The 12,788-nt window shown below is 72.8% G+C and carries 14 protein-coding genes; 4 read left to right on the top strand and 10 right to left on the bottom strand.

The window, feature by feature from the left end:
- Positions 1-297 precede the first annotated feature (297 nt).
- Genes AC27LF_RS05100 through AC27LF_RS05085 form a run of 4 tightly spaced genes read left to right on the top strand, consistent with a single transcriptional unit; the run spans position 298 to position 4,449 of the window.
- A complete protein-coding gene (locus tag AC27LF_RS05100; protein WP_479659691.1) occupies positions 298-2,928 on the top strand; it encodes a sensor histidine kinase in 2,631 nt (876 codons plus the stop codon).
- Positions 2,925-3,401 carry a roadblock/LC7 domain-containing protein gene (locus AC27LF_RS05095; RefSeq protein ID WP_351727909.1) on the top strand — a complete coding sequence of 159 codons (477 nt, stop codon included), beginning with the start codon at positions 2,925-2,927 and terminating at the stop codon, positions 3,399-3,401. The genes AC27LF_RS05100 and AC27LF_RS05095 overlap by 4 nt, the downstream gene beginning before the upstream one ends.
- A gap of 45 nt (positions 3,402-3,446) precedes the next feature.
- Positions 3,447-3,863 (top strand): DUF742 domain-containing protein, encoded by a 417-nt coding sequence (locus AC27LF_RS05090; protein ID WP_479659692.1) that lies wholly within the window; start codon positions 3,447-3,449, stop codon positions 3,861-3,863.
- Positions 3,850-4,449: a GTP-binding protein gene (locus tag AC27LF_RS05085; RefSeq protein ID WP_479659693.1), complete on the top strand. Its 600-nt coding sequence runs from the start codon at positions 3,850-3,852 to the stop codon at positions 4,447-4,449. Before AC27LF_RS05090 ends, AC27LF_RS05085 begins: the two co-directional genes overlap by 14 nt.
- Positions 4,450-4,452: 3 nt before the next feature.
- On the opposite strand, the gene AC27LF_RS05080 is transcribed toward AC27LF_RS05085, so the two are convergent.
- The 10 genes from AC27LF_RS05080 to AC27LF_RS05035 all read right to left on the bottom strand — a co-directional run bounded on the left by AC27LF_RS05080 (position 4,453) and on the right by AC27LF_RS05035 (position 12,771).
- Positions 4,453-5,121, bottom strand: a complete 669-nt coding sequence (locus AC27LF_RS05080; RefSeq protein ID WP_404038047.1) for an ABC transporter permease — start codon at positions 5,119-5,121, stop codon at positions 4,453-4,455.
- Complete coding sequence (locus AC27LF_RS05075) at positions 5,118-5,855, bottom strand: ABC transporter permease (protein WP_479659694.1); 738 nt, start codon at positions 5,853-5,855, stop codon at positions 5,118-5,120. The genes AC27LF_RS05080 and AC27LF_RS05075 overlap by 4 nt, the downstream gene beginning before the upstream one ends.
- Positions 5,852-6,982 (bottom strand): ABC transporter ATP-binding protein, encoded by a 1,131-nt coding sequence (locus AC27LF_RS05070; protein WP_479659695.1) that lies wholly within the window; start codon positions 6,980-6,982, stop codon positions 5,852-5,854. The genes AC27LF_RS05075 and AC27LF_RS05070 overlap by 4 nt, the downstream gene beginning before the upstream one ends.
- A 159-nt stretch (positions 6,983-7,141) precedes the next feature.
- A complete protein-coding gene (locus AC27LF_RS05065) occupies positions 7,142-8,071 on the bottom strand; it encodes an aminoglycoside phosphotransferase family protein (RefSeq protein ID WP_479659696.1) in 930 nt (309 codons plus the stop codon).
- Positions 8,072-8,196: 125 nt separating this feature from the next.
- Positions 8,197-8,541 carry a hypothetical protein gene (locus AC27LF_RS05060; RefSeq protein ID WP_479659697.1) on the bottom strand — a complete coding sequence of 115 codons (345 nt, stop codon included), beginning with the start codon at positions 8,539-8,541 and terminating at the stop codon, positions 8,197-8,199.
- Between the two features lie 102 nt (positions 8,542-8,643).
- Complete coding sequence (locus AC27LF_RS05055) at positions 8,644-8,865, bottom strand: hypothetical protein (protein WP_479659698.1); 222 nt, start codon at positions 8,863-8,865, stop codon at positions 8,644-8,646.
- A gap of 66 nt (positions 8,866-8,931) precedes the next feature.
- Complete coding sequence (gene msrB / locus AC27LF_RS05050) at positions 8,932-9,339, bottom strand: peptide-methionine (R)-S-oxide reductase MsrB (RefSeq protein ID WP_479659699.1); 408 nt, start codon at positions 9,337-9,339, stop codon at positions 8,932-8,934.
- 14 nt (positions 9,340-9,353) lie between these two features.
- Positions 9,354-10,745: a UDP-N-acetylmuramate--L-alanine ligase gene (gene murC, locus AC27LF_RS05045; protein ID WP_479659700.1), complete on the bottom strand. Its 1,392-nt coding sequence runs from the start codon at positions 10,743-10,745 to the stop codon at positions 9,354-9,356.
- Between the two features lie 491 nt (positions 10,746-11,236).
- Positions 11,237-11,710 carry an indole-3-glycerol phosphate synthase gene (locus tag AC27LF_RS05040; protein ID WP_479659701.1) on the bottom strand — a complete coding sequence of 158 codons (474 nt, stop codon included), beginning with the start codon at positions 11,708-11,710 and terminating at the stop codon, positions 11,237-11,239.
- 155 nt (positions 11,711-11,865) lie between these two features.
- Positions 11,866-12,771 (bottom strand): pyrimidine reductase family protein, encoded by a 906-nt coding sequence (locus tag AC27LF_RS05035; protein WP_479659702.1) that lies wholly within the window; start codon positions 12,769-12,771, stop codon positions 11,866-11,868.
- Positions 12,772-12,788: the final 17 nt, after the last annotated feature.

The following is a 12,788-nucleotide window of genomic DNA, read 5'->3' as shown; positions in this document are numbered from 1 at the left end:
AGCCCGTTCTCGCCCAGTCAAGTGCCACCGGGTCACCGATTGGCTTCGATCCGTGGCCAGTTGTGTATGAGGAGGGTTCTGTTTGTAACGGATTCTTGATGAAAGCCGAGCTGATCAGTCCTTCGAGGAAGCTGTAGTCTCACCGCAGTTGATGGCGGGCACAGCGGTGCACGGGTTCCGCTTCGGCGTCGTTGCGCAACAGTTCCGGGGGCGAGGACGCCCCACCACCGGGGCGACGAGGCCCCGCACAGCGAGGCGGTCACGCCCCGCGGAGACACCCCCCACGAAGGAGGACCGGTGTCCACGAACGAGGTGGACGCGCCCGCCCGGCACGCCCCGCCGACGCGGAGCGGCATCAGGGGCTACGCCGACCGCTGGCCGTTCAGGCGCAAACTCAATCTGCTCGTCGGCGTGCCCCTCGCCGTGGTCGCAGCGCTTCTGTCGTACCTGATCACGGATCTGGTCCAGCAGTCGAACACGGCGGGTTCTGCAGCGCAGCTCGTGCGGGACAGCGCGCAGGTCGCCCGCCTTGTGGACCGGGTGGAGGCCGAGCACCAGCAGGCGATCCTGCTGTCGGTGCGCTACGAGTCCGGGTTCAGCAAGCCCTCCCCCGCCGCCTACCGGGCCGCCCAGAAGGCCGTGGACAGCCAGGTGCAGAAGGTCCTCGACACCTTCGGCGACCGGCTGCCGGACAGCGAGGCGCAGGCCCTGCGGGAGGTCGAGGGCCTGTCCAGCCTGCGCGACTCGGTCGAGGCGGCCTATCTGCCGGCCGACAACATCGACCCGGCGTACGCCAACACCGCCCAGAACCTCATCGACGGGCTCGGCCTGGACCGCAACTCCTCGCTCGCCTCCACCTTCACCGGCAACCTGCTGGACTCGCTGCTGCGCGCGGACGCCGCCCACGGCGCCTTCGAGACCAGCGTGTTCTCGGCGACCACCGGGGACACCAACGCGCTGATCGAGTTCACGAACGCGGTCGGCTCCTACGACCTGTACAACCACCAGGCCGACCGCTTCGGCCGGTTCGCCACCGAGGCGCAGGCGGAGCAGCTGGCCGGGGTGGAGCACACACCCGCGCAGCGCGCCATCGCCGAGTCCTTCGCCGAACTGCAGATCGACACCAGCAGGCTGGAGGCGGGCAGCCAGGAGCAGATCCGGCAGGCCGTCAAGGACGCGCTGAACTCCTACCCCGACTACCCGGAGCAGGCCGCCGCCCGGCTGAAGATCACCACCTCGCTGATCGGCCAGATCGCCGAGCGGGCCGACGACGCCTCCCGTTCCGCCCAGTGGCGCGCCGGACTGCTGCTCGGCGGAGCGCTGGTCGGCTTCGCCCTCTGGCTCGCCCTCGCCGTGCTGGTCCGCCGCTCGGTGATCCGCCCGGTGCAGGCGCTGACCGGAGCGGCACAGGAGGTGGCCGAGGTGGCCGGCCGGGAGCTGGCCCGGGTGGCCGACGACGACACCGAGGACGACCGTCCGCCCCGGCTGCGGGACATGCCGGTCACCGCGCGCGACGAGATCGGCGACCTGGCCGAGGCATTCAACCATGTGCAGACGACCGCCGCCGCGCTGCTGGAGCGGCAGGTGCTCAGCCGCCGCAATACCGCCGAGATGTTCGGCAACGTCGGCCGCCGGGTCAGCAACCTGACCACCCGTCAGCTGGCGTTGATCGACGCGGTGGAGCGCGGCGAGACCGACCCGGCCGTGCTCGAACGCCTCTACTCCATCGACCACATCGCGGTGCGTCTGCGCCGCAACGCCGACAGCCTGATGCTGCTGGCCGGCATCCGCGAAACGGTGCTGGACTCCGGGCCGACGCCCCTCACCAACGTGGTGCGGGCCGCGCTCGGCCAGATCGAGGGCTATCAACGGGTACGGCTGTACACCGCGTCGGACGCCATGGTCGAGCCCGACATCATCGGCGACCTCACCCTCATGGTGGCCGAACTCCTGGAGAACGCGGTGTCGTTCTCGCCGGAGGGCAGCCCCGTCGAGGTGACCGTCCGCTGCGGCGCCGAGGGCGCGCATGTCGTCATCACCGACCACGGCCTCGGCATGAGCGCCGAACGCCTCGCCGAGGAGAACGCCCGGCTGATCCGCCGCGAACGCCTCGACCTCGTGCCGACGAAGGTGCTCGGCCTGTTCGTGGTGGGCACGCTCGCCCGCCGCTGGGAGATCGGGGTCGAGCTGACCCGGACCCCGGGCGGCGGTGTCACGGCCGAGGTGTCGCTGCCGGCCGCGCTGCTGCTCACCATGAGCCCGGTGTCGGCCGGCGGTGCCGGCCGCGCCGAGCGCCCGGCCGGTGCCGCGGCGGACGCGCCCGTGCGCACGGGCCCGCACCCGGCCACGGTCCTGCCCGCCGAGGCACCGCGCCCGTCCGCCGCCGCCGGCGCCCTCCCGGTCCCGTCGTCCGCGCGTTCGGACCGGGCCGACGCGCACGGCCTCGGCGGCTCCGCCGAGCCGCAGGGCCCGCTCCCCCGTCGGCTGCCCCGGCGCGAGGCGCCGCAGGGCGCCGACGGCACCGACCCGGCGACCGTGGAGAATGCCGCCGTGACCCATGGCACCCCCGCGGCCCACGACAAGGCCGCGGCCCCCGGAGACCGGCCGCCGCTGATCCCGCGGGCCCGCACCGAGATGCCGCCGTCCGCCGCCCGCGCGGACGACGCCGCCACGGGCGCCCGCCCGCTGCGCCGGCGGGTCCGCGGGGCCACGCTCCGTACGACCGCGGGCGCCCAGCAGTCCGTACCGCAGGCGGTGCGTCCCCGGGACGCACAGGCCGAGCGCGACGCCCTTGAGGAGTTCGAGGCCGCGGTGGCGCGGGCCCGGCTCGACAGCGACACCGGCAGTCTCGCGCGCCCCGGAACCGGGGCGGCGCGCGGGGACCAGCCGCATGACCAGAACCACCATCCGGAAGGAGCCGAGCAGTGAGCACGTCGACAGGTGACACCCCGACGGGCGGCACCACGCCGACCGACCTGCAGGCCGCCGCGGCCGACTTCACCTGGCTGCTGAACCGCTTCGCGACCGAGACCGCAGGCGTGGTCGACGCGATCGCCGTGTCGTCGGACGGCCTGCTCATCGCCGTGTCGGAGCTGCGCGAGCGCGCCCACTCCGAGCGGCTGGCCGCGATCGTCTCCGGCATCACCAGCCTGGCCGCGGGCGCCTCAGGCAACTACGGTCTGGGCGGCCTCAACAAGGTCATCATCGACCTGGAGGGCGGCCATGTCATCGTCTCCGCGATCGGCAGCGGCGCCGTCCTCGGCGTGGTCGCCGACAAGGAGGCCAAGCTGGGCAACATCGCCTACGAGATGACCCTGTTCGCCAACCGCGCCGGGGCCGCGCTCAGCCCGCAGCTGGTGCTCGAACTGAAGAACAGCGTCGGCGTCGCGTCGGCCCGCTGACCGGCGGCCCGCCCGCCGAGACCGAGAGAGGAAGCGTAGGAACCCATGGCGGACGGCTCCCCGCCCCCGGGCCCCGACCCGGTCGGTCCGGCCCCCGCCGTGCGGCCGTTCCTGGTCACCGCCGGCCGGGTCGCGGACAGCGACTCCGGCCGGACGATGCCCGTCGAGACCCAGGTGGTGGCCACCGTCGCGGGTCTGGACGCGCTCGACGGGCTTTCCTTCGAGCGGCACGACATCGTCGCCGCCTGCCGGCTGCCGCAGTCGCTGGCCGAACTCGCGGCCCGGCTGCGGCTGCACCTCAACGTGGTCCGTGTGCTGGCCGACGACCTGCGCGCGGCCGGGCAGTTGACGGTGTACGTGCCCGACTTCGACACCACCCACGACGCATCCGTCCTGCGCAGGGTTATCGATGGCCTGCGAGCCATCCCCGACTCCCGAGGGGTACTCCGTGACACCGACTGAACCACTGGTCCACGGCTCTGCCGCGCACACCGCCGTACGACCGCCCCTGCCGGTGAAGATGGTCATCGCGGGCGGTTTCGGCGTGGGCAAGACCACGACCGTCGGCGCGATCTCCGAGATCGAGCCGCTGACCACCGAGGCCGCCATCACCGAGGTCGCGGCGGGCGTCGACGACCTCACGCACACCCCGCGCAAGACCACGACCACGGTGGCGATGGACTTCGGCTGCATCACCATCGACCCGACGCTCAAGCTGTATCTGTTCGGCACACCCGGGCAGGACCGGTTCGGGTTCATGTGGGACGACATCGTGGAGGGCGCGGTCGGCGGGCTCGTCATCGTCGACACCCGGCGCCTCGACGACTGCTACGCGGCCGTCGACTACTTCGAGCACAAGGGGATCCCGTTCGCCGTGGCCGTCAACGCCTTCGACGGCACGGTGGAGCACACCCTGGACGAGGTCCGCTGGGCGCTGGACGTCGCCGACGGCGTCCCGCTGGTGGTCTTCGACGCCCGGGAGCGCGGCTCGGTGCGGGACGCGCTGCTCGTCGTACTGGAGCTGGCGCTGGCCCGCACCGAGCGCTGACCGTCAGCCGCTCCTGCGCACGCCGGGCGACACCGCGATCCGGGCCACCGCCCAGAACACCGCGAGTGTCGCCAGGGCCATCACGGCCACCAGCGCGGCGCCGCCCGCGACCTTCTCGTAGTTGTACTGGTAGAGGCCGTCGATGATGTAGCGGCCGACGCCGCCGAAGCTGACGTAGGCGGCGATGGTGGCCGTGGAGACGATCTGGATGGCCGCCGAGCGCAGCCCGCTGAGGATCAGCGGGAGCGCGACGGGCAGTTCGACCCGCAGCAGAATCCGTGACTCCGCCATGCCCATGCCGCGGGCGGCGTCCACCGGGGACGGGTCGACGGAGCGCACCGCCTCGTACGTGGTCACCAGGATCGGCGGGATGGCGAGCACCACCAGCGGGATCATCACCGGGAGCAGGCCGAAGCCGAGCAGCACGAACATCAGCACCAGCAGGCCGAAGCTGGGCAGCGCGCGGGCGGCCGTGGCGATGAACGCGAGGACGTTGCCGCCGCGTCCGGTGTGCCCGGTCAGCATCCCGAGCGGCAGACCGATGGCGGCCGCGACGGCGAGGGCCAGCAGCGAGTACTGGACGTGCTCAAGGACCCGCGTGGGGATGCCGTCGTAGCCGTGCCAGCGGGCGCCGTCGCTGAAGAAGGCGTTGATGAAGTGGAGTACGTTCACCGGACAGCATCCTCCAGGGTGACCGCGGCCGGTTTGGGCCGGGTGGTGATCCGCGTGGTCCGCGGGCCGGCCCCGCCGGTGCGGGTCCTGCCGGTGTCGCGCGGCGTCCACGGCGTCAGGAGCCGGCGGACGGCGACCAGCACGGCGTCCACGAGGACGGCGAGGACGGCCGTACCGACGACGGACAGCCAGACCAGGCGCGGCCGGTGGTAGATCATGCCGGCGTAGAGCAGATTGCCGAGCCCTCCCTGGTTGCCGATCAGCATGCCGACGCTGACCAGGGAGATGCTGGACACGGTGGCCACCCGCAGGCCGGCGATGATCGCGGGCACGGCGATCGGCAACTGCACCTGGAGGTAGCGGCGCACCGGCCCGAGCCCCATGGCGGTGGCCGCGTCAAGGGTCTCCTGCGACACCGAGCGGACCCCGTCCACGATCGCCGGGACGAACACCACGAGGCTGTAGACGGCCAGCGGGATCATCACGGTGGTCTCGCTCTGGCCGGTGTAGTCGATGAGGACCACGAAGAAGGCGAGCGACGGGATCGCGTACAGCACGGTCGTCGCGCCCAGCACGGGCGGGTAGAGGCGGCGGAAGCGCACACAGAGCTGGGCGATCGGCAGCGCGACGAGCAGTCCGGCGAGCACCGGCAGCAGCGCCTCCCGCAGATGCAGCCCGACCAGGCCGAAGTAGCTGTGCTGGAGGTCGCTCGGGATGTCGAAGAACCCGTTCATCGGCCGGCCTTCGCCGTGCTGCGGCCCATGGCGTGCGCGGAGCGGATCGCCTCGCCGATGACCTGCTGCGAGACGACGCCGACGACCCGGCCGGTGGCGTCCACGCCGACGGCCCAGCCGGTCGGCGAGAGCACGGCGCCGTCGAGTGCGGCGCGCAGCGAGTCGGTGCCGGGCACGAACGGCCGCCCGTACGACAGCAGATGCTCCCGGTCGATCTTCCCGGCGGTGAGGTCGCCGGGCGCGCTCCAGCCGAGCGGCTTCCCGTCGAGGTCGGTGACGAGGAGGTACGGCGCGTCGTCGGCGGCGCGCGCGGCGATCTGCCCGGCGTCGGCGTCGATCGCCACGACCGGGGTGGTGCGCAGTTCCAGCTCGTCCGACGGGAAGAACGACAGCCGGCGGATGCCACGGTCGGCGCCGAGGAAGTCCTCCACGAAGGCGTCCGCGGGGGCGGTCAGCAGCTCGGCGGGCGGGGCGAACTGGGCCAGGTGGCCGCCGGTGCGCATCACGGCGACCATCGTGCCCAGCTTGATGGCCTCGTCGATGTCGTGGGTGACGAAGACGATGGTCTTGCCCAGTTCCTCCTGGATGCGCAGGAGTTCGTCCTGCAAGCCCTTGCGCACCACGGGGTCGACGGCCGAGAAGGGCTCGTCCATCAGCAGCACCGGCGGGTCGGCGGCGAGCGCCCTGGCGACGCCGACGCGCTGCTGCTGTCCGCCGGACAGCTGGTAGGGGTACCGCTTGGCGAGCGAGGCGTCAAGCCCCACCCGCGCCATCAGTTCCGCGGCCCGCGCCCGGGCCCGCTGCTTGCTCCAGCCGAGCAGCCGGGGCACCGTGGCGATGTTGTCGACGATGGTGCGGTGCTGGAAGAGGCCGGCGTTCTGGATGACGTACCCCATGGACCGGCGCAGCGTGTTGACGGGCTGCGCCTGGATGTCGACGCCGTCGAGGAGGATGCGTCCCTCGGAGGGGTCCACCATTCGGTTGATCATCCGCAGCGTCGTCGTCTTGCCGCAGCCGGAGGGCCCGACGAACACGGTGATCGAGCGGTCCGGTATCTCCAGTGACAGCCGGTCGACCGCCACGGTGCCGTCCGGGTACCGCTTGGTGACTGAATCTATCCGTATCAAAACGCCGAATACCCTTCGGGTTTGGCAGATACTGCCCACTTCCGGCCACGGTCGTCGGTGCGCAGGCCGTTGCGTGAAGAGTTTAGACCGCGACTGTTTCAGTACTTTGCCAGGCGACGGCCCGCCGCCGGGTCGTGACCGGACCGTGGCCGGATCGCTCTACACGCGTTCGGTGAGCAACTCGGCCAGGTGCTCGACGCATCGGGTGAGCGCATCCAGTCGCGGTCCGGTGCGGGCTATGCGGTAGCCGTGCCGGCGGCCCCAGAACGCGGCCTGGACGGCGTGGAACTGGCACCAGCGCCGGACGCGTTCACGGTCGAGTTCCGCTGCTTCGGCGAAGACGTCCAGGATGCGGTGGACGGACCTGCTCAGGTCGTCCACCGTGAGGAGCGCCGGAGCGCGGGACTTCAGCAGGGTGCCGGCGTCGTAGGCGGGGTCCCCGACGTACCCCTTGGGGTCGACGGCCAGCCATGGCTCGCGGTCCGCGCGCAGGATGTTCCGGGCGTGCAGATCGCCGTGGACGAGGGTGTCCGGCTGGACCCGGCCCATCTCCCGCACGGTCGCCACGGCGGCGTCCAGCGCCCGGCGCGACAGCCCGTGGGCCGGCTGAGCGGCGTCCCGGAACAGCCCTTCCTCCCAGGCGTCGGCCTGCTCGCACAGCCGGGGCAGGCCGGGCGGCGCCGCCACGGCCAGCCGGCGGCCGAGCCGCCCGGCGACCGCCACCAGCTCGTCGCCGTCCCCGACCTCCGCTAGGGTCGCCGGCCGGGCCCGCTCCAGCAGCATGGCGAACCGTTCGTCGTCGCGCTCGTGCAGCAGGACCGCGCCGCGCCCGGCCCACGCCGCGAACGCGTCGGGCTCATGGACATTGCCCGGGTGCGGGAACGACACCTTCAGCACGGCGGCTCCGGCGGCCCGTCGCACCGGGACGATGACACCCACGCCCCCGTGCATGACCTCGCCGTCCGGCACACACCCCCAGGCGCCCGTCAGCTCCTCCACGATCCCCGGCAGCCGGTCGAGCCACGCCGCCCCTGGCTGCCCCTCCCGCTCGACGGTGCTCCGCGCGAACCCCTCCGGCACCCTGATCACCGCGCCAGCCTACGCACCCCCGCGCCCCGCACCGCGCCCGCCCCGGCCCCACGGACGTCAACTCCCGGCGGGGCGAGCCGCAATGAGATCGAGCCGACGCCTGCCGACCTAGCGGAGAGACGTCGTCAGACGGTCACCACATGCACGTCCGGCGGAGCCAACACCGCCAGGTACGCGCGGATGTCCTCCGGGTCACTGGTGAAGATGACCGCGCTGCCGTGCCGGACCGCGGCGAGGGCCGCCCAGGCGTCGACCGCGTCCGGCCGCTTCTTCGCCGGGAGGGCCGCCTGCCCCAGCGCGGTGTCGATGCGCCGCCAGTCGGCCAGGTCCGGGCCCGTGGCACAGGCCAGACACTCCGGACGGCCCGCCCTCGTCTCCCGCATCGGCGGTTCGGACGTACGGGCCTGAGGGACGGTGCAGTCCTTGAGCGCGCACGAGCGCTCGGTGCGGGGCCGCCCGCAGCCCTTCATGGAGCGCCATCGCCTTCGCCTTGCGATCGGCGAGCGCGATGAGCATGCCGGTGTCATACACCGGCACGCGAACGCTCACGCGGCATGCCCCGGCCGCCGGCCCTACCGGTCCCGGCCGTGAACGAGCCCGAGGGCCTCGTCGACCTCACGGCGCTCCTGCTCCGTCAGCTCCACCGACACCGCGGCGGGCCCTTCGGGCAGGTCGACCGCTTCCTGCTCCGCCCGAGCGATCAGCGCATCCACCCCGGCGAACTGTTCTTCTATGGCATCGCTCTCAGCCATCTGCCGCGTCGCGGCATGCACCAGGTACGCCGAGACATCCATGCCCGACCGCTCCGCGTGCTGTTGTATGACACGTATTACGTGGTGCAAGCGCTCAGCTGGTCGCGGTCAGCTCCCGGCGGGGGCGAGGCGCAGGGAGATCGAGTTGATGCAGTACCGCTGGTCCGTCGGGGTCGGGTAGCCCTCGCCCTCGAAGACATGGCCCAGATGGGACCCGCAGCGGGCGCAGCGCACCTCGGTGCGGACCATCCCGTGGGAGCGGTCCTCGACCAGCTCCACCGCGTCGGAGTCCTTCGGATCGTAGAAGGACGGCCAGCCGCAGTGGGACTCGAACTTGGTGTCCGAGGTGAACAGTTCGGCGCCGCAGGCGCGGCAGGAGTAGACGCCGGTGGTCTTGGTGTCCGTGTACTCACCGGTGAACGCCGGCTCGGTGGCGGCCTGGCGCAGCACCGCGTACTCGGCCGGGTTCAGCTCCGCACGCCACTGCTCGTCCGGCTTCTCGACGTCGTACGACATGGGTCTCAGCCCCTTCACTGCTGCGACAGGCGATCAAGGATCAGCGGGCCCAGGTCGGTCACGTCACCCGCGCCCATGGTGAGAACGAGATCACCGGGCCTCGTCATTCCCGCGATCACGGACACGGACCGCGTCCTGTCGTGCACGGCGGTGACGTCCGCGCCCGCCGCGCGCGCCGCCTCGACGATCAGCTCGCTGGTCACGCCGGGGATCGGGTCCTCGCGGGCCGGGTAGATGTCGAGCACGACCGAGGCGTCCGCGAGGGCCAGGGACCGGCCCATCTCCTTGCCCAGTTCCTGGGTGCGGGAGAACAGGTGCGGCTGGAAGAGGACGAGGATGCGGGCGTCTCCCGCGGCGGCCCGCATCGCCTCCAGGTCGGCGGTCATCTCGGTCGGGTGGTGCGCGTAGGAGTCGACGACCCGCACGCCGGCCGCCTCGCCCGTCAGCTGCAGCCGGCGCTTCACCCCGGTGTAGGCGGCCAGCGCCGCCGCCAGCTCGGGCGCCGGGACGCCGAGGGCCACTCCCGCCGTGAGCGCGGCCACCGCGTTGTGCGCGTAGTGCCGGCCGGGCACGGAGACCGTGAAGGTCAGCGGCGCACCGTCCAGCTCCACGGTGACCTCGCTGGTGAGCCCCCGCGGGACGACGGACAGGATCCGCACGTCGGCGTCCGCCCGCTCCCCGTAGGTCACCGTCCGCACCGAACCGGCCAGCCGCCGGGTCAGTTCCCGGGCGCCCTCGTGGTCCGCGGCGATCACCAGGGTGCCGCCGGGCACGATCCGGCCGGCGAAGGTCTCGAAGGACTCGTGGATCTCGTCCATCGAGGCGTAGTTGGCGTGGTGGTCGAGCTCGACGTTGAGGACGATCGCGACCTCGGGCGCGTACTTGTGGAAGCTGCGGTCCGATTCATCCGCCTCGGCCACAAAGATCTCGCCGGTGCCGTGCAGGGCGTTGGAGCCGGGGGCGTCCAGGTCGCCGCCGATGGCGTACGACGGGTTCAGGCCCAGCTCGGTCAGCGCCACCGCCAGCATCGACGTGGTGGTCGTCTTGCCGTGGGTGCCGGCGACGGCGATCGGCCGCCGGCCGTCCATCAGGGCGGCGAGGGCGTCGGAACGGTGCACCACCGGGATGCCCAGTTCGGCGGCGCGGGCCAGCTCCGGGTTGTCCGCGCGGATCGCCGACGACACGACCACGCAGTCGGCGTCGTCGGCAAGGTGCTCGGCCGCGTGCCCGATGTGCACGGTCACGCCGAGCGCCCGCAGGGCGTCGGCGGTCGCCGACTCCTTGGCGTCGCTCCCCGCGACCTTGGCCCCACGCTGCGCGAGGATCTTCGCGATCCCCGACATCCCGGCGCCGCCGATGCCGATGAAGTGCGGTCGGTCCATGGCGGCAGGAAGGCCGGGTGCCATGCGAATCTCCCCAGGATCACGGTGCGGGCTGAGCACGCCTAGCCTATGCGCTCCCGCGCCGGTCTCCGCGCAGCGAGGCTCCACGAGCGCGGTGGTCACCGGCGCGCGCCGGAGGTGACGGCGTGCCCCGTGCGGCGGCTCGCGCCGGCGGGGCGAGGGGCCCTCCCGGCCCGCCCCGCGTGGACAGGCCACCGGCCCGTCCCACACCACCGCGAGGGCACCGGCCGTACGCGACGGACGTCGGCCGTAGGCGACGGACGTCGGCCGTAGGCGACGGACGTCGGCCGTAGGCGACGGACGTCGGCCGTAGGCGACGGACGTCGGCCGTAGGCGACGGACGTCGGTCGTACGCGAGGGGCGCGGTCGCGGCGAGGGGCGCGGCCGTACGCGAGGGAGACCCGGCCTACGCGAGGGGCGCGGTCGTACGCGAGCGGCGCCGGTCCCTGCGCCCAGGGGCGCGGGGGACCGGGCGAGAGGTCACCGCGGAGCGCCTACGCCTTGCTGTGCGAGAACAGCTTCAGCACCGGCACCCCCACCTTGTGCCGGGCCCGCGAGGCCCAGTCACGGTGGAAGAACTCCTCCACGTAGTGCGGGTCGGTGAGGACGATCACCTCGTCGGCCCCGACCTCGTCGACGAGGGACTTCAGGGCGTCCAGCGGATGGTCCTCGACCAGCCGCCCCCGCGCCTGTCTGCCGGCCGCCCGCAGGGCGGTGAGGGACACCGACAGGGCCTGTTCGGCGGGCTCCTTCGCGGCGGCGCCCTCCGGTGTCTCCCCCTCGCGGGCGGCGTCGTCGAGTTCGCCGAGGGCGATGTCGTCGATGGCCCGCAGCAGCCGGTCGGCCTGGTCGCCCCGCGGCTGGAGCAGCACATGGAAGAAGACCGCCTCGTCTCCGTGCAAGGTGGTGACGAACTCCACGTCGGCGGACGTCAGGGCCTTCTCGATCATCAAAACGCTTGTGAACACCAGCGCCCCATTCTCCTTCGAGGGCCCCTTGGCCCCGCTCTCCTGCGTGGACCGTACCTGGCCCTGCGGAAACCATCCTGCCCCGTGATCGCACGGGTCCCGCCGGATCCAGTGTGCCCGGCGGAGGCAGAACGGAACGATACGTTCCGCTGTGGTCAGGACCGCCGGTAGCGGGCGAACAGATATCCGGCCTCCGTCAGCAGCGACACGAGTTCGAAGCGCCGGGGCACATCGACCGGCGGACCGTCCGCGATGCGCTGGGCGTTGCCCGCGGTGAGCATCGGCGACAGCGTCAGGCACAGCTCGTCGAGCACCCCGGCGGCGACGAACCGGCCGAGCAGCCGGGGGCCGCCCTCGGTGAGCAGCCGGGTGTGGCCGAGCCCGGCGAGGGCCCGCACCGCGCGCGCCGGATCCACCTCGGTGCCGTCGCCCGCGATCACCACCCGGGCGCCCGCCCGCTCGGCCGCGGCGATCCGGCCCCGGTCCGCCGCGGCGCCGGTCAGGACCAGGGTGGGCACCAGCGGCGCGGTGAACAGCGGATGCGAGAAGTCCAGTTCCAGGCTCGCGCTGACCACCGCGATGGCCGGGGCCGGGCCCTGTCCCGCGGCCTGGCGGGCCGCCGCGAACTCGGCACGCGCGCGTGCGGGCCGGTAGCCCTCCTCGCGTACGGTCTGGGCACCGACGACCACGACGTCCGCGAGGGCCCGCAGCGTTCCGAAGATCCGCATGTCGGCCGCGCCGGAGATGGGCTGCGAGCGGCCCTCGTACTGGGCGGCGCCGTCCAGCGTGGACACCATGTTGGCCCGCAGCCACGCCTGCTCGCCGTGCCGGTCCTGCTCGGGGTAGGCATAGGCGGCGGCCAGCTCGGCAAGGCTCCACTCCCGCTCCGCGCGGTCGCCCGCACCCGGGGAGGCGGCGCCCGCGGCGGCCCCGGCCCCCGCCCCCGCAGCCTCCGGGGTGGCCTCCGCGGCCTTGGCGGCGGCTCCCGCCCCCGTCCGCGCGGCGTCCGCGGCGAGGTCCTGGGCTGCTGTTTCTTCGGTCACAGGGAACAGGCGTCGCATGAGGTGCAGTGTGACAC

This window comes from Streptomyces diversicolor (assembly GCF_057537855.1).
This window is presented reverse-complemented; position numbering and strand designations above follow the sequence as displayed.

What these genes read in the sequence shown, in the direction of transcription:
- AC27LF_RS05090 (WP_479659692.1), top strand. Translation starts at nt 3,447, where the DNA reads ATGGCGGACGGCTCCCCGCCCCCGGGCCCCGACCCGGTCGGTCCGGCC.
- AC27LF_RS05075 (WP_479659694.1), bottom strand. Translation starts at nt 5,855, where the DNA reads ATGAACGGGTTCTTCGACATCCCGAGCGACCTCCAGCACAGCTACTTC.
- AC27LF_RS05060 (WP_479659697.1), bottom strand. Translation starts at nt 8,541, where the DNA reads ATGAAGGGCTGCGGGCGGCCCCGCACCGAGCGCTCGTGCGCGCTCAAG.
- AC27LF_RS05055 (WP_479659698.1), bottom strand. Translation starts at nt 8,865, where the DNA reads ATGGATGTCTCGGCGTACCTGGTGCATGCCGCGACGCGGCAGATGGCT.
- msrB (WP_479659699.1), bottom strand. Translation starts at nt 9,339, where the DNA reads ATGTCGTACGACGTCGAGAAGCCGGACGAGCAGTGGCGTGCGGAGCTG.
- murC (WP_479659700.1), bottom strand. Translation starts at nt 10,745, where the DNA reads ATGGCACCCGGCCTTCCTGCCGCCATGGACCGACCGCACTTCATCGGC.
- AC27LF_RS05035 (WP_479659702.1), bottom strand. Translation starts at nt 12,771, where the DNA reads ATGCGACGCCTGTTCCCTGTGACCGAAGAAACAGCAGCCCAGGACCTC.